Source organism: Gammaproteobacteria bacterium CG11_big_fil_rev_8_21_14_0_20_46_22, assembly GCA_002796245.1.
Lineage (GTDB): Bacteria > Pseudomonadota > Gammaproteobacteria > UBA12402 > UBA12402 > 1-14-0-20-46-22.
This window is the reverse complement of sequence record PCWT01000071.1, coordinates 13,369-29,705: the sequence shown is the minus strand read 5'-3', so window position 1 is coordinate 29,705 and position 16,337 is coordinate 13,369. Positions and strand designations below refer to the sequence as shown.

At 48.3% G+C, this 16,337-nt stretch carries 15 protein-coding genes; 13 read left to right on the top strand and 2 right to left on the bottom strand.

Features of this window, described 5'->3' with window-relative positions; genetic code table 11:
• The first annotated feature begins 164 nt into the window (after positions 1-164).
• The 6 genes from tsaD to COV52_10020 all read left to right on the top strand — a co-directional run bounded on the left by tsaD (position 165) and on the right by COV52_10020 (position 5,557).
• Complete coding sequence (gene tsaD, locus COV52_10045) at positions 165-1,166, top strand: tRNA (adenosine(37)-N6)-threonylcarbamoyltransferase complex transferase subunit TsaD (GenBank protein ID PIR10161.1); 1,002 nt, start codon at positions 165-167, stop codon at positions 1,164-1,166.
• Between the two features lie 218 nt (positions 1,167-1,384).
• Positions 1,385-1,975 carry an acyl-phosphate glycerol 3-phosphate acyltransferase gene (gene plsY / locus COV52_10040; protein PIR10164.1) on the top strand — a complete coding sequence of 197 codons (591 nt, stop codon included), beginning with the start codon at positions 1,385-1,387 and terminating at the stop codon, positions 1,973-1,975.
• A complete protein-coding gene (locus tag COV52_10035; protein PIR10160.1) occupies positions 1,972-2,517 on the top strand; it encodes an oligoribonuclease in 546 nt (181 codons plus the stop codon). Before plsY ends, COV52_10035 begins: the two co-directional genes overlap by 4 nt.
• Positions 2,518-2,748: 231 nt before the next feature.
• A complete protein-coding gene (locus COV52_10030) occupies positions 2,749-3,147 on the top strand; it encodes a hypothetical protein (protein ID PIR10159.1) in 399 nt (132 codons plus the stop codon).
• A gap of 93 nt (positions 3,148-3,240) precedes the next feature.
• Positions 3,241-3,900 carry a protein-L-isoaspartate O-methyltransferase gene (locus tag COV52_10025; protein PIR10158.1) on the top strand — a complete coding sequence of 220 codons (660 nt, stop codon included), beginning with the start codon at positions 3,241-3,243 and terminating at the stop codon, positions 3,898-3,900.
• Complete coding sequence (locus tag COV52_10020; protein PIR10157.1) at positions 3,842-5,557, top strand: hypothetical protein; 1,716 nt, start codon at positions 3,842-3,844, stop codon at positions 5,555-5,557. Before COV52_10025 ends, COV52_10020 begins: the two co-directional genes overlap by 59 nt.
• Here the strand turns inward: COV52_10020 and COV52_10015 are convergent.
• Positions 5,550-5,963: a hypothetical protein gene (locus COV52_10015; GenBank protein PIR10156.1), complete on the bottom strand. Its 414-nt coding sequence runs from the start codon at positions 5,961-5,963 to the stop codon at positions 5,550-5,552. The genes COV52_10020 and COV52_10015 overlap by 8 nt on opposite strands.
• Positions 5,964-6,057: 94 nt before the next feature.
• Between COV52_10015 and COV52_10010 the strand changes: the two genes are divergently transcribed.
• From COV52_10010 to COV52_09985, 6 genes are all read left to right on the top strand, one after another.
• Positions 6,058-7,158, top strand: a complete 1,101-nt coding sequence (locus tag COV52_10010) for a spermidine/putrescine ABC transporter ATP-binding protein PotA (GenBank protein PIR10163.1) — start codon at positions 6,058-6,060, stop codon at positions 7,156-7,158.
• Between the two features lie 2 nt (positions 7,159-7,160).
• Entirely contained in the window at positions 7,161-8,012 is an 852-nt protein-coding gene (gene potB / locus COV52_10005; protein ID PIR10162.1) for a spermidine/putrescine ABC transporter permease, read from the top strand.
• Positions 8,009-8,776, top strand: coding sequence for a spermidine/putrescine ABC transporter permease PotC (potC, locus tag COV52_10000; protein PIR10155.1), 768 nt, complete (start codon positions 8,009-8,011; stop codon positions 8,774-8,776). The genes potB and potC overlap by 4 nt, the downstream gene beginning before the upstream one ends.
• Positions 8,752-9,798 carry a spermidine/putrescine ABC transporter substrate-binding protein gene (locus COV52_09995; GenBank protein ID PIR10154.1) on the top strand — a complete coding sequence of 349 codons (1,047 nt, stop codon included), beginning with the start codon at positions 8,752-8,754 and terminating at the stop codon, positions 9,796-9,798. The genes potC and COV52_09995 overlap by 25 nt, the downstream gene beginning before the upstream one ends.
• Before the next feature lie 491 nt (positions 9,799-10,289).
• Positions 10,290-11,618: an MFS transporter gene (locus COV52_09990; protein PIR10153.1), complete on the top strand. Its 1,329-nt coding sequence runs from the start codon at positions 10,290-10,292 to the stop codon at positions 11,616-11,618.
• A gap of 115 nt (positions 11,619-11,733) precedes the next feature.
• Positions 11,734-13,038 carry an MFS transporter gene (locus COV52_09985; GenBank protein ID PIR10152.1) on the top strand — a complete coding sequence of 435 codons (1,305 nt, stop codon included), beginning with the start codon at positions 11,734-11,736 and terminating at the stop codon, positions 13,036-13,038.
• 168 nt (positions 13,039-13,206) lie between these two features.
• Here the strand turns inward: COV52_09985 and COV52_09980 are convergent, their stop codons facing one another.
• A complete protein-coding gene (locus COV52_09980) occupies positions 13,207-14,709 on the bottom strand; it encodes an ATP-dependent protease (protein ID PIR10151.1) in 1,503 nt (500 codons plus the stop codon).
• A gap of 140 nt (positions 14,710-14,849) precedes the next feature.
• Here COV52_09980 and COV52_09975 point away from each other — a divergent pair, with 140 nt between their 5' ends.
• Positions 14,850-16,301 (top strand): catalase, encoded by a 1,452-nt coding sequence (locus COV52_09975; GenBank protein ID PIR10150.1) that lies wholly within the window; start codon positions 14,850-14,852, stop codon positions 16,299-16,301.
• The last annotated feature ends 36 nt before the right edge of the window (positions 16,302-16,337 follow it).

Genomic DNA, 16,337 nt, shown 5'->3' with positions numbered 1-16,337 from the left:
CGCACTTAGAGTCAATCGCGCCAATGGACAGTGGAATGATTATTGGGAAGAAAGAAAAGCGGCATGAAAACCTACACTTTTAATCGCACCCCGAAGCTACTCGTCGCGTTGCTGCTACTGTCTGATCCGTGTAGTATCGCCGTTTTAACTCTCTGGGCGTTGTTGTGAAAGTTTTAGCCATCGAGTCGTCGTGCGATGAAACCGCGGTTGCGGTTTACGATAGCGCGCGCGGTTTGTTATCCAGCGAAATTTATTCGCAAATTCCTTTGCACAGAGACTTTAGCGGCGTAGTGCCGGAGTTGGCCTCGCGTGAGCATGTGGAAAAATTATTGCCCTTGGTCGAAGATGCGCTGGATCATGCGGGTTGTGAGTTGCTGGATATTAATGCTGTCGCTTACACGGCGGGCCCTGGTTTAATCGGCGCGGTGATGACTGGCGCAATGTGGGCGAAGGCTCTGGCTTATTCGCTCAATATTCCAAGCTTGGGTATTCATCACATGGAAGGGCATTTGCTGGCACCCATGTTGGCCGATGAAAAACCAGACTTTCCTTTTTTAGCGCTATTGGTTTCAGGTGGTCACACCTTGCTCGCTTCCGTAAAAGGCTTGGGTGAATATACGCTGTTGGGTGAATCGATTGATGACGCAGCAGGCGAAGCCTTTGATAAAACCGCCAAGCTGTTGGGCTTGCCATACCCGGGTGGGCCGGAGCTTGCGCGTTTAGCGATGAAGGGCGATGCAAGCCGTTTTGCGTTTCCACGGCCGATGTGTGACAGACCGGGTTTGGATTTTAGTTTCAGCGGCTTAAAAACCAGTGTATTGCACACCGTGAAAAAATGCGGCGCGCTCGATGAAACCACTCGAGCCGATATCGCGGCTTCGTTTCAAGAAGCGGTGGTTGACACCTTGTTTTTAAAAACCGAGCGGGCCTTAAAAGCCACAGGCTTAAAACGCGTGATCGTTTCGGGTGGCGTGAGTGCGAACGCTCGTTTGCGAGCCTATTTTTCACGCTTGGATGCGCAAGGTATTCAAGTGTTTTACCCGCCCATGGCGTTTTGCACCGATAACGCAGCGATGATTGCTTATGCCGGTTGCCAGCGTTTGTTGCGGGGTGAGAAAGATCACGATTTGGCTCTTGATGTCTTTGCACGTCGCGATTTTCTCTAGGGCGTGTCCCTAAAGTCGTCGCTGGGCTGCAAACCAAGCAAAATTGGCAAAAATTAAGGACGCTTTTCGCCATCCTGGCCGCTCTCTTACGGCATCCATGCCTCTAGAAGCCCCAACAAAGAAAATCCCTCGCCAAATTGCGCTCGCAGCCAATCTTGAGCACAGGCAAGTTCTCTAGTACGATGATTCTCAGATTTAATTTTAAGGAATACACCATGTTGCTCCTCATCGTCGCACTTATCGCTGCGTATCTTATCGGTTCGGTGTCTTGCGCCATCATCGTGTGCAAGTCCGCGGGCTTGCCTGATCCACGTACGCAAGGCTCGGGTAATCCCGGCGCGTCGAACATCTTGCGTGTGGCCGGTAAAACCTATGCGGTCATGACCTTGGTGGGTGATGCGCTCAAAGGATTTGTCGCGATTATTGTGGGTTTAACACTAGAGGTGCACGGTGTGGCGTTGGGCTTGGTCGGTCTTGCGGCCGTGTTGGGCCATATGTACCCGATCTTTTTTAAATTCAAAGGCGGTAAGGGTGTGGCCACCGCAATCGGTGTGTACTTTGGTGTTTCGCTAACGCTGGGTGTGGTGTGTGCCTTGGTCTGGCTCGCGCTGGTGGCGATACTTCGCTATGCCTCTGTGGCGTCTTTGGTTGCAGCCGTGTTGGCGCCGGTATTGTGCTTATTCTTAACGCATCAATTGTATTACGCACCAGGCTTGGCTTTGATTGCTTTGATGATTATCTGGCGTCACCGTGAAAACATTGACCGTTTGCGTAAAGGTACAGAATCAAAATTTGTGGCGAAAAAATAATGAAGAAAAAAGATAACTTGATTTGGATCGACTTGGAAATGACGGGCTTAGACCCCAAGCGTGATGTGATCATTGAAATCGCGACGGTGGTGACTGATGCGCAGTTGAACGTCTTGGCTGAAGGCCCGGTCATTGCCATTAAACAGTCTGATGCCAAGCTTGCGGGTATGGATGATTGGAACACGAAACACCATACGCGTTCGGGTTTGGTGGATCGTGTGAAGCATAGTCGCACCTGCGCGCAAGAAGCCGAGCAAATGACCCTAGAGTTTTTGCGTCGTTATGTGCCCAAAGGTAAATCGCCCATGTGCGGTAATACGATTTGCCAGGATCGACGTTTCCTGAATAAATACATGCCTGAGCTTGAAGCCTACTTTCACTATCGCCATCTGGATGTGTCGACACTTAAAGAGTTGGCGATTCGCTGGGCACCGTCGGTCTATAAAGGTGTGCAGAAAAAATCCAAGCACTTGGCTTTGTCGGATATTTTAGATTCGATTGATGAGCTGAAGTACTATCGCAAGCACCTTATGACGGTTTAAGGGCCTTTCTCGAAATGCCCATTGATTCACTATAAATGCCGCTTTTTCGTCAAATTTTGCTGCGTTTCTCTTGGCGACTTGAATGTCGAGAAGCGCCTTAAAGGCATCTCTCTCAATCTAAATCGCTGCGATAAACTGTGCCCCTTGCGTTTGTTCAATCTCTTTGATACTGTATTTCTACAAGGATGTAGGCTGGCAGGGAGTTGCCGGGCTTTTAGGGGTAAAGTCTTTATGGGACAGCGGCGCAAAATCACGCAAAAAGCTTTCTTGGCACTCTATATTAATAGCTTAGACGACCCATTGTATCGTCCTCTGGTAAACGGCTCTCGTCATTTTCGCCTGGATCGCTTGCTCGAAGATCAAGGGTATTTGCCAAGCTTAGCGGGCCTATCGGCCAGAAACCTCAATTTTCGCCACGCCGATTTCTCTGGTTTGGATATTGATGGTCTGGATTTATCCGGTGCACAGTGCCATTGGGCGGATTTCTCACGGGCGCACTTTCAGTCGCTTTATTACGATGACAACACTCGTTTTTACGAAGCTGGTTTTACCAGTGATCAGCTTGTTCGTTTGAATTTTGAACAAACCACGCCTCGAACCATCATTCTCATGGACGGCGCCAGCGCCTAGGGACTCGCCCTAACATCGTCTATTTTTCAAATTGATAATATAAACGAAAGCTCTATACTGTAAGGCTTTGAAGAATCCTGAATAGAGGTCTGTGTGAGTACTGATAGAGCAGCGGCTCGCGATCAAATGGTCAAACAACAAGTCCGAGCTTGGGGTGTGTATGATGACACCATTCTAGATTTGATGGCTCAAATCCCTCGTGATGCTTTCTTTCCCCCTGAATACAGCGCCTTTGCTTACGCGGATCTTGAGGCGCCTGTGGGGCATGGTCGTTTGATGCTCGCGCCCAAAGAGCAGGGCAAATTATTACAAGCAGTTTCTGCTAAGTCTGATGAAACGGTGTTGGTCTTGGGTACTGACACAGGCTATCTTACGGCTTTGCTGGCGAGACTTTCTAAGCATGTTTATAGCTTGGATACCGATGCCGCCTTGCTTGAGAAAGCCAAGACAGCTTTGTTGAATTTAGCGGTTAATAATGTGACACTGGACGTGCAGAAAGATTTAGAAGGCGCGCCCATGTTCGCGCCTTTTGACGTGATCGTTTTGACAGGTTCAGTCTCTGCGGTGCCTGAAAGCTTATTGGCACAGTTGTCCGATAAAGGCCGAATGTTTGCCATTGTCGGTTGCGAACCTTTAATGCAAGCCACGCTGTACGTGAAAGGGGAAAACCAGCTGATCATAGAGCGTGTTTTGTATGAAACCTCGGTGCATAGTGTGTTGGATTCGCCGAATAAAACCGTATTTTCCTTTTAAGGAGCTAATAATGAGAACACTCACAGCCGCGCTAATCGCAGCAAGTTTAACAAGCATTGGCTTGGCCCAATCGGCTGATTTGGTGCAGGTGTATCATCAGGCCGTGAAAAGTGACCCCACGTTTCAACAAGCGTATGCGACTTACCAAGCGGCCAGAGAGCAAGTGCCGATTAACCGTGCGGCTTTGTTGCCGCAAGTGAGTTTGGCGTTAACGGGCACGGTTGATCGAGAAAAAACCGTGGCTAAAAATGGCTCTTCGTCAATCGGCATTACCCCGGGTTCGGTTACAGCTCATCAAGATAGCCGCGATTCAAACTACACCTTAAGTGTTGCGCAAACGGTGTTTAATTTTACGCAGTGGGAACAGCTGGAGTCAGCTTCAGCGTCTGAGAAGTCAGCTTTTGCGACGTACACGGCGGCTATTCAAAATTTGATTGTTCGCACGTCAACTGCGTATTTTGAAGTCTTGCGCGCGCGCGATGATTTAATCTTGGCTCAATCAGAAAAACGCGCATTCTATCGCCAATATCGCCAAGCCAAAGAAAGCTACGATGTGGGTGTTAAAACCTTAACTGACGTTGAAAATGCGCAAGCTCAGTACGATTCTTCAAAATCTAAGGTCGTTCAAGCCGAAAACAATTTATTAGATCAGCGCGAAAATTTGCGCGCGATCACGAATGTGTATTATTCATCGCTTCAAAGTTTGAAGCGTTTGCCTTTGTTAAAGCCCTCGCCATCCACGATGAACGCTTGGGTGAAGAAAGCGCAGAAATCGAGCTGGAGTTTAAAGGCATCCCAGTTTGATTTGGTCGCGGCAGGTTATAATGTGAAAGCCGCGGAAGGCGGGCACATGCCGACAGTGGCCTTGAATGCGTCGTATGAAAATGATTATACGCGTAATCTTAGCGTGTCTGATTCCAATCAACGCACAACAACGGCTCAAGCGGGCTTGACCTTAACCATGCCGATTTTTCAAGGTGGTCAGGTTTATGCAACAGTGAACCAAAATGTGGACCAATACCGTTTGGCGGCGGCGCAGTTAGAATACAACTATCGCGATATTCTGAATCAAACGCGCCAGTCTTATTTGGGCGCTATGTCCGGCATCAGCAAAGTGCAGGCTGATTACCAAGCGATTATTTCAAATCAAAGTTCATTGCAGGGTACGGAAGAAGGCTACAAGGTTGGTACGCAAACCATGTTGGATGTGTTGCAGGCCGAGAAAAATCTTTACCAAGCCCAAGAAAATTATTCAAACGATCGTTATGATTACATTTTAAGTTTGATTAATCTTAAAGCAGCAGCGGGGACTTTGAGTGTCAATGACGTCAACCGTATTAACCAATGGTTGCTTGCAACGGCCCCTAATGTGCACGCTTCCAGCCAATACGGCAGTCTAAAGACGCATTATCCGCATAAGAAAATGATGAAAAAGCACAGCTCTAAGCCCGCACCAAAAAAGGCGGTGCACAAGCCTCAGGCAGTGAACCATAAAGTTGCTGCGATGCAAGCTGTCTCAAAGCCTGTCGGTACTCAGAACACGGCGACTATGCCAGCTGCGACACCTGAAACAACAAGCACAAACGCTACACCCGCGGCGACAAGTCCTGCTAGTCAAACTGGTGTGAATAGCTCAAACGTGGCTAACGCTAACTAAGTTCTTTTAATGCGTCGAGATAAGCTGCCTCATCGGGCAGCTTGCCGGCACGCTCTGCTTCCCATAAGGCTTTAGCCAGCACCTCAATCATGAGATGTTCAGCGTCATGTTGGCTGTGCTGTCTGCACAGATTCGTGTAGATGTGGAGAATACCCGCAGGTCTGTCGGTGCTGACTTGCTCGCGAAGACCAAGGTGCAAGCCCATGTGCAAAAAAGGGTTGGTTTCGCCAAGCTCTGCAAAAAAATCTTGTTCAGGGTTTTTGGCAATCTGTTCAATCGCTGCGTGGTACTCTGGGTGAGTGGCGATCACCTCCGCAATGCTGGCTTCCAGGGCGGATAAAGGCTGTCCTTGCTGAGCTTTTTGCCAGGCGTTTAGGTATTGCTGTCGAATGCCGTGTCGATTCATGGCGGTATTGAATCATGTTGCGCATGTGTTGTCACGCCTGGTCAACTCCAGTACAATCCCCCGTCTTGTTGGTCACTTTTCGGAGGCTTTGTGTTTGAAACAGCCCGTTTTAGCTCTAAGCACAGTATCCAAGGCCTTCGATCAAGAAACGATTCTTGATAACGTTTCACTCACGGTCGAAGCCGGCGAATTCATTACCATTTTAGGCCCCTCAGGTTGCGGTAAGACTACTTTGTTGCGTTTGGTGGCAGGGTTTGAGCAGCCTACGCAGGGTGATATCGTCATAGAAGGGCGTGTTGTGAATACTGTGGCGCCTCATAAACGTCGAGTGAACACCGTCTTTCAAAGCTACGCTTTATTTCCGCACATGACAGTCTATGACAATGTCGCTTTTGGCTTGTCGTGCAAAAATGTGCCTCGCAATGAAATTGATCGGCGGGTGATGGACGCTTTAAAGAGTGTACGCTTAGATCATTTCGCCACTCGAAAGCCAGACCAACTCAGTGGCGGACAGCAGCAGCGCGTTGCTATTGCGCGAGCCGTGGTCAACGAGCCTTTGGTTTTGTTGCTCGATGAGCCTTTAAGTGCGTTGGATTACCGTTTGCGCCTAGACATGCAGCTTGAATTAAAGCGCTTGCAGCGCCAGCTCGGTATCACGTTTATTTTGGTGACGCATGATCAAGAAGAAGCCCTGTCGATTTCTGATCGTGTGGTCGTGATGCACGATGGCTTGGTGCAACAAGTCGGCACGCCGCGTCAGATTTATGAAACACCGGCAAACTTACAAGTGGCGCGATTTGTGGGTGCTGCGAATATTTTTGAAGCGACCATCGAGGGGATCGTTGATCAGCAGCTTGATGTAAGCTTTGCTGGTCGCTCGTACCGTTTGAAAAATAAGCGTTCGCTCGCTTTGCAAACAGGGCAGGCGATCTCTGTACTTATTCGCCCTGAAGATTTCAGTGTGTGGGATAGAACCGAAGTCGACAGTGAAGAAAAAGCTCACATGATTCCGGCGGTGGTTGAGGATGTGATTTATAAAGGCTCAACGGTTGATTTGCGTCTTCGCACGGAAAGTGGCGAGCTCATTCAGGCTAGCGAGTTTTTTGATGAAGACGATGAAGAGTTGAACTATCGCGTGGGTGAGCCGGTTTGGGCTGAGTTTCAGCTGGGTTGGGAAGAGATTTTATTGTCATGAAGATGAGCAATCGCCAGTTTAAAATCATGGCTATTGGCTTTATCAGTGTCTGGATGGCGATTTTTGCCGCGCTGCCTTTATTGCTGACCTTTCTACTGAGCTTGTTCAAACCTTCAACCACGCAAGTGGTGGTGCCGCATTTAACGCTTCACAATTATGTGGACGCTTTTCACTATTTATATATCCGCATATTTTTGCATTCTATGCTTTGGGCGGTGTTTACCACCGTCTTGTGTTTAGTCGTGGCGTATCCTTTTGCCTATGCGATGGCCAAAATGCCCTCGAAATACCGGGCGTTGTCGCTGTTGTTGATCATGGTGCCGTTCTGGACCAGTTCTTTAATTCGAACCTATGCCATGATGACGATCATTAAGGCTAAGGGTTTGTTGAATCATTGTTTAATCGCGCTACACATCATTCACGCCCCGCTTCAAATTTTATACACGCCTGTTGCGGTAGAGATTGGTCTGGTTTATACGCTTTTGCCGTTTATGATTTTGCCTTTGTATGCGAATCTTGAAAAGTTTGATTGGCGCTTGGTGGAGGCTGCGCGAGATCTTGGCGCCACACCTTGGACATCGTTTTCTAAAGTGGTGTTGCCTGTGAGCATGCCCGGCATCGTCTCCGGCGTATTGTTGGTATTTTTGCCCTCGATCACTTTGTTCTATATTCCTGAAGTGTTGGGTGGGGCGAAAAGTTTCTTATTGGGCAATCTCATTAAGTACCAATTTTTAGACGGCAGCAATTGGCCTTTGGGTGCAGCCATGAGCACCTTGCTGCTGCTCTTCTTGCTTTTGATGATTGGTTTGTATCGTCTTCGTCATCAGCGTAAAAATGCGGGGCTCTTTGTATGAAGCGTCTTTGGCAGCCGGCCTACATGAGCTTAGTTTTTGCGTTTTTATATTTGCCTATCATCGTGCTGGTGGTTTTTTCATTTAATCACACAACCTACTCAGGCTTGTGGCATGGTTTTACCTGGACTTGGTACAAAGAGTTGTTTCAGGACACGGATTTGCAAACCATCGCATACCATTCTTTGTTAATTAGCACTTTTGCGTCGACTGTGGCGGTGTGTATTGGGGCGTTGGGCGCAGTGGCTGTGTTTAAATATCGCTTTATTGGGCGCCAGGGTTTGCATGCCTTGATCATGGCCATGATCATTGTGCCGGATTTAATTATTGGTATTGCCTTGTTATTGCTTTATCACTTCTTTGATTTAACGCTGGGCTTTTTCAGCTTGCTGATAGCGCATATCACCTTTTGTTTGCCTTTTGTGTTTGTGGTGGTTTACGGGCGTATTATTACCTTAGACAAAAACTTATTTGAGGCCGCGCGTGATTTGGGCGCAGAAGATATCACGATTTTTAAAAAGATCATGTTGCCCTTGTTGATGCCCGCCATTGTGGCGGCTTGGTTTTTAAGTTTTACGATGTCCTTTGACGATGTGGTGATCAGCTTTTTTGTCAGCGGCCCAAGTTATCAAATTTTACCCTTATACATTTTCTCTCAGGTGAAGCTCGGTGTAACCCCCGAAATTAACGCCTTGTGTAGCATGATTTTGTTGATCACCTGCATTGCAGCACTCGCAGGTCAATGGTTTTTGAGGAAGAAGCCATGAGGGTTCGTGCATTATTGTTATTACTTGGTGCTTTGTCGCTTGCAAAAGCGCAGCAGGTTGTGAATGTCTACAATTGGGCCGATTACTTGCCGCCCAAGGTGATCAAGCTTTTTGAAGCGCAAACGGGTATTCATGTAAACTATGCAACCTTTGATAGCAACCAAGATTTATTCATTAAGTTAAAAGCTGATCCGCAAGCCGGGTATGATGTGGTGTTTCCATCTTCCTATTATATTCAGCGTATGGCCAAAGCCGGCTTGCTATTGAAGCTGGATCATAGCCAGCTGTCGGGTATGCAAAACTTAAACCCACGTTTGTTGAATCGCTCGTTTGACCCCGCTAATGAGTACAGCTTGCCGTATGATTGGGGTTCTACGAGTATTATTGTTAACGATAAATACTACGACCCGCACTCTATTAAAAATTGGACCGATTTGTGGCAAAAGCGTTTTCGAGGCCAGCTTTTGTTGACCAATGATGAACGAGATGTGTTTGCGATTGGTCTTCGCACGATGGGGTATTCGATTAACGAACAAGACCCTGAGAAAATTCGCCAAGCCTATTTGAAAATGAAAGCGCTGTTGCCCAATGTAAAGCTGTTTAATAGTGCCGGCACGCAACCGATTTATTTGGATGAAGATGCAACCGTCGGCGTGATTGATAGTGGTGATGCGTATAACATCATGCGTATCAACCCGCATTTGCATTTTATTTATCCGCACGATGGCGTGAACTTGTGGGTGGATTGCATGGCGATTTCTGCCAATGCGCCGCACAAGTCGAATGCTTATGCCTTTGTAAACTTCTTGCTTCAGCCTAAAATCGCGAAAATGATCAGCTTGTCTTTAGGTTATTCAACACCGAATGAAAAAGCCGTGCAACAGATGCCAAAAGAAGATCGTGATAATCCTATCCTCAACCCGCCCGCCTGGATTTTCAAGCACGCCGAATTTGAAGGGGATGTGGGCAAGGCGACACATCTTTATCTGCGCTATTGGGAACTCCTCAAGCTCTCTGCTTAGCGTGCTAGCCGAAACCCAACTGGCGTTGATAAGCTATGCTAAATGTTCCTCGACTTACTCATTTATGTGAATATAAACTCCGTCGTCTCGTCACATTTGGCTACGCTTCTCTTAGCCATTTGGGTTTCTTGCATTATGACGACTCGTTCAAATATGACTACGCCTGGCGTTGCCATTTTAAGGCGGTGTCAATTTTTACGTCTTTGCGAGGAGCGTAGCGACGCGGCAATCTCCGCCTTAATGAGCCAGATTGCCGCGTTCACTACCGTTCGCTCGCAATTGACATTAGCGATAACCCGGGTTGATATTCCTCTAGGATTGCTATGCTATCGGCGTTCAATCCAGTCCACAGACAGGCGTGAACACGAAGAAAAAGCAGTGGCCGGCGATTTTCCTGCATGTTTTTTGCGCACATCTAGAGCGCTCGATTTCCTGAAAGAAGCTTGTTACACTCTGGCAACGCTTAAAAAAGCACAATCAAAAGGGGTCGTATGTTGGGTCATTTTTATCGTTCTTTGGCGCGCTATGCTTTTTTTCCTTATTTTATTTGTGCCTTAGCGGCCAGCTTTTATCTGTTTGAATTTGCGATTCGTGTCGCGCCAAGCGTCATGACCAATGAGCTGATGGCGTCGTTTCATATCCAATCGTTTGGCTTAGGTGCTTTAGCGGCTTGCTTTTTTTATGTTTACACGCCGATGCAAATCCCTGCGGGTTTGTTGGTGGATCGTTTTGGCCCGCGTTTATTGTTGAGCCTTATGATGATCATTTGTGCCTTTGGTTGTTTGGTTTTCTCCCACACGCACAGTTTGTGGTTGGCGGGTATTGCGCGCGCCATGATGGGTTTTGGTTCGGCCTTTGTCTACGTCAGTATTTTGGTGTTAATCAGTCGCTGGTGTCCGCCAAAACAATTCGCCATGCTCACCGGTGCGACACAGTTCTTGGGCGCACTTGGCGCGATTGCCGGTGAAAAGCCTCTGAGTTGGGCGATGCACGCCTACGGCTGGCGCAGTGCTGTTGAGTTTTTCTTTTGGTTGGGTTTGGTGATGGCGGCGATGATGTGGTTGTTTATTCGTGACTATGCCCCTGGTCGCAAACCCTTGGCGCACAAGCGCGCGCCAGAGCGCAAGCACTTAGGCATGGAGTGGAAGCGTTTGAAAGTGGTGCTAAGCCATCCGCAAAGTTGGTATATCGGCGCTTATGGTTTTACCTGTTGGACGGCCGTGGCTATTTTCGGCACGCTCTGGGGTGTGCACTATGCGCAAACCGTGTTCAATATCTCGGCTGAGCAAGCTTCAGGCATGATTTCTGTGCTCTGGATTGGTGTGGCCATCAGCTCACCGTTAATTGGCTGGTGGTCCGATAAAATTCAAAGTCGCCGTATTCCTCTATTAGCCTCTTCAATTTTGGGGCTGGCAGGCACGGGCGTTTTGTTTTTTATGCACGATGTCAGTTTAAGTGTGGCCTATGTTTGCGTGTTTTTGTTGGGTTTTGCAGCAGGTGCACAGTCTGTGACCTTCGGCTTGGTGCGCGATATCAACCCCGCTTACACCATGGGCACAGCATCGGGCTTCAATAACATGGCGGTGATCTTAGGCGCGGTCATTTTTCAGCCATTGGTCGGCCATATGCTCGGTTGGCACTGGAATCATGCCATGCTTCATGGGGCGCCCGTCTACGCGGCTGCAGCCTATCAGCACGCTATGTCAGTGATCCCTTGGATTTTTGTCGCGGGCATTGTGTTGACGCTTTTCTTTATCAAAGAGACGCGTTGTCAAAATGTTGTACAACCTAATCATCATCATCCCTTTGGTGGTCAGTAGGGTCTGTTTAAAATTCAGTGTGCAGCGTAAAAATAAATTGTAAGCAGACCCTAAAGCCTTTCAGGATCTCGCAAGTTGGGTATAATACGCCCTGACGTTGACTTGCGAGATCCTTATGGCCTTAATCACTTCCGCCCTAGAACGTTTAGACGATCGTTACCATCCCTTGATTCCTTGGGTGGTATGTTTGTCCGGCGGTTTGCTGTTTTTCTATGAGTTTATCCAGCTTAATATCTTTGGTTCGCTTAATACCAGTGTGATGCGCACCTTCTCTTTAAGTGCGCATCAGCTGGGTAATTTGTCTTCAACGTACTTCTATGCCAACGCCTGCTTTTTATTTGTGGCAGGTAACCTCTTGGATCGTTATTCCACGCGAAAGTTGATTTTGGTGGCGATGGTGTTGTGCACCTTGGGCACCATTGGTTTTGCTATTTCAGCCAATGTGTGGGAAGCGGGTGTGAGCCGTTTTTTCGTGGGTTTGGGCGGCGCGTTTTGTTTTTTAAGCGGTGTGCGTTTGGCTTCACGCTGGTTCCCGCCAAGTCGTATGGCATTGCTGACGGGTGTATTGGTGACCATGGCGATGATTGGGGGCTGGTTGGCGCAGGCACCGATGGCGATGTTACTTGAGCATATGCATTGGCGTAATGCCATGTTGCTCAATGGTTTGTTGGGTGTGGTGTTGACGGTATGGATTTGGTTAGTGATTAAAGATCGTCCAGATGGCCACGATCACATCGCCATGAGCGAAAGGCAGCAGATTAAAGAGATGGGGCTGATGCAGTGCATTGGCGGTGTGTTGAAAAACCCACAAAACTGGAAAGCTGCGTTTTATACTTGTTTGATGAATTTACCCATTTATATCATGGGCGCACTTTGGGGCAGTTTATTTTTAACCCAGGTCCACCATTTTACGGCAGTCCAAGCAGCAAGTATTGTGGGTATGCTGTATTTCGGTACGATTTTTGGCTCACCCTTGGTTGGCATGGTATCGGATAAAATTAAAAACCGTCGTAAGCCGATGCTCTATGGCGCAGCGATTTCCTTTTTTATCATGGCGGCGATTATTTATATTCCAAGTTTGTCTTATGACATGCTGATCATCATGTTCTTTTTGCTCGGCTTTATCACGTCAAGCCAGGTGATTGGTTATCCTGTGGCCGCTGAAAGTAATCCCACCGTGATCACTGGGACATCGGTCAGTATTGTGTCCATGGTGACGGTCTTTAGTGGAGCGATCATGCAGCCGATCTCAGGTTGGGTTTTGGATCACTATTGGAAAGGCCAGTACTGCGGCGGTGTGCATTGCTATAATTTGCAAGCGTATCAACACGCAATGTTAGTCATGCTGTTTTCATTTGTGATCAGCTTTGTACTGGCTTGGTCGATTCGCGAAACGCATTCCAAACCTTTTTCTGAATAACTTTTACTGGCGTACCTGTCTTGTATAGCCTGGGTTGATCCGCCTTCGCTGCGAAGCAGCTACGGCGAGAGATAACCCGGGTTTAAGTTTTCCCGGATTATCACCCGTCTTCGCATTCGCTACGACGAGGCTTAATCCAGGCTTGCTACATACCCCAACAAAAGCCGATCAAAACACCGTGTTTAATAGTCGATACGATAAAGCTTGTAATACATGCGCTTTAGATACGGTATCTTGGCTCTGCCAATCGGCGATGGTGCGAGCCACACGCATGACGCGATGGTACGAACGAATCGATAGCTTAAATCGTTTAGCGGCTTCGTCGAGTGTGTGTTTGGCCTCTACGTTAAACACGGTAATACTATTGAGTTCTTCGCCGTTGAGTTGTGCGTTAATTTTACCTTGTCGTGAAAGCTGCTTTTCACGAACTTTCACCACTTGTTCGCGGATATAAACACTGTGACCCAATGTATCAGTTTCGGTCGCATTGAGCTCATCGATGGAAATACGTGGCACGTGAATTTGCATGTCGATACGATCCAGTATTGGCCCAGAAATTTTAGCCAGATAATTTTGTATTTGCGCAGGCGTGCAGCGACACTCATGCTCAGGGTCATTGTAATAACCACAAGGGCAAGGGTTCATGGCGGCAATCAACTGAAAGCGCGCAGGAAAATCCACGCTGTGGGAGGCGCGTGCAATCGTAATACGCCCGTCTTCAATGGGTTGCCGTAAGGCGTTAATGGTGGCGCGCGTAAACTCTGGCAACTCATCTAAAAATAAAATGCCTAAGTGTGCTAATGACACTTCGCCCGGTCGTGGTGGATTGCCGCCGCCGACCAAGGCAATGTGTGATGCGCTGTGGTGGGGTGAGCGAAAGGGGCGCTGCCAAGCGCTTTTGTTGTCGAATACGTTGTGATGAAGCAGTCGAACAATGGCGCTTTCTATGGCTTCGTCTTTTTTCATGGGCGGCAGGATAGAGGCAAGATGGCTTGCCAGCATGGTTTTGCCGGTGCCGGGCGGACCAGACATTAACAAACTATGCCCGCCAGCCGCGGCAAGCATTAGCGCATGTTTGGCCTGACTTTGACCTTTGATGTTAATGATGTCGAGCGCGTGCGGTGTGTCGAGCAAAGTGTTGTGTGTTTCTAGGCGCGAAAGCGTGGCTTGTTTTTTTAAATGAGCGATCACGGCGTTTAGATGGTCCGCACCATAAAGGGTGGAGCGAGAGACAATGCCAGAAGGGTCGTCAGTGCTGGGTAAAATCATCGGTAAGTTTTCTTTGTGGGCCAGTGCAATCGCGAGCATATTGTCACGCAATTTGAGTTCGCCGCTTAGCGAAAGCTCGCCAATGAATTCGTATTGATCGAGCTCTGCTTGGGGTAATTGTTCATTGGCCGCTAAAATACCCAGCGCGATGGCCAGGTCGAAGTGGCTGCCTTGTTTGGGTAAGTCCGCGGGCGCTAAGTTTACAGTAATTTTTTTAGCGGGCAGTTTGAAGCCGCAGGTGTTGAGCGCACTGAGTACACGATCTTTGCTTTCGCGAACGGCTGTTTCCGGCAAGCCCACGATGGTAAAGCGTGGAATACCCGGTGTGAGATGGATTTCGACGGTGACGGCATGCGCGCAGACACCCAAAAGCACGCGGCTTTTGACGTTAGCATAATTCATAATTCGTTGGGAAATGAAGAAAAGGAAGTTAGAGGATAAATGAGCTTGGCTGCTGTGGCAAGGGTTTCTTCGTCTGCTTTGTGCTAGCTAAAAATTATGCGATACTGCAAAGCATTGTCGACTAACCAGGGAATGTGATTATGACAAAAAAACCTCAGCTTACCACAACAGCCGGTGCGCCGATTGGCGATAATCAAAACTCACTCACTGCCGGTGAACGAGGCCCCGTTTTATTGCAAGATTATCAGTTGATTGAAAAGCTTGCGCATCAAAATCGTGAGCGCATTCCTGAGCGTGTGGTACATGCGAAAGGTTGGGGTGCCTATGGTACCTTGAAAATTACGGGTGATATTTCACAGTACACCAAAGCGAAAGTGCTGCAGCCAGGTAGCCAGACGCCGATGCTGGCGCGCTTTTCAACCGTAGCCGGCGAGTTGGGCGCGGCGGATGCTGAGCGCGATGTGCGCGGCTTTGCTTTAAAGTTTTACACAGAAGAGGGCAATTGGGATTTGGTGGGGAACAACACGCCCGTGTTTTTTGTTCGTGATCCGTATAAGTTTCCCGATTTTATTCACACACAAAAACGCCACCCTAAAACGAATTTACGCTCACCCAAAGCCATGTGGGATTTTTGGTCTTTATCGCCAGAGTCTTTGCATCAGGTGACTATTTTAATGTCTGATCGAGGCATACCCGCTTCACCCATGCACATGAACGGTTACGGTTCGCACACCTACTCCTTGATTAACGAGGCGGGCGAGCGATTCTGGGTGAAATTTCATTTTAAAACGCAGCAAGGTCATCGTCATTTTACGAATGCTGAATCTGGTGAGGTGATTGGTAAAACGCGAGAAAGTTATCAAGAAAGTTTATTCGGTACGATCGAACAGGGTGATTATCCGAAATGGACGGTGCAAGTGCAAATTATGCCGGAAGCGGATGCGCACAAAACACCGTACAATCCTTTTGACTTAACTAAAGTATGGCCGCACAGCGATTACCCGGTGATTGAGATTGGTGTGCTGGAGTTAAATCGTAACCCCGATAATTATTTTGCTGAAATTGAGCAAGCGGCATTCTCGCCGTCAAACGTGGTGCCAGGTATTTCCTGGTCGCCGGATAAAATGCTGCAAGCGAGGGTTTTTTCCTATGCCGATGCACATCGTTATCGTTTGGGCACGCACTATGAAGCCTTGCCCGTCAATGCGCCTAAATGCCCGGTGCATCACTACCATAAAGATGGGCAAATGAATTTCATGGGGCAGCAAAGCGGTTCACCCGACGCGTACTACGAGCCAAATTCAGTGAATGGTCCGCTTGAAGACGCACGTTACAAAGAGCCTGCCTTGGCTTTGCAAGGTGATGCACATCGTTATGCGCAAAAAGACGGCGCGGGTCAGGAGCTGGATGACTTCACGCAACCTCGTGCCTTGTTCCAATTGTTTGACGAAGAGCAAATGGCCCGGTTATTTTCAAACATTGCCGATGCCATGGCCGGTGTGCCGCAAGAAATTGTAGAAAGACAATGCCAACTGTTTGATAAAGTCGACCCTGCCTATGGGCGGGGTGTGCGTGAGGCCTTGAAGCGATAGTCGCGAGGCCGGGCGCTTAGCTTGCATTTTGACCCT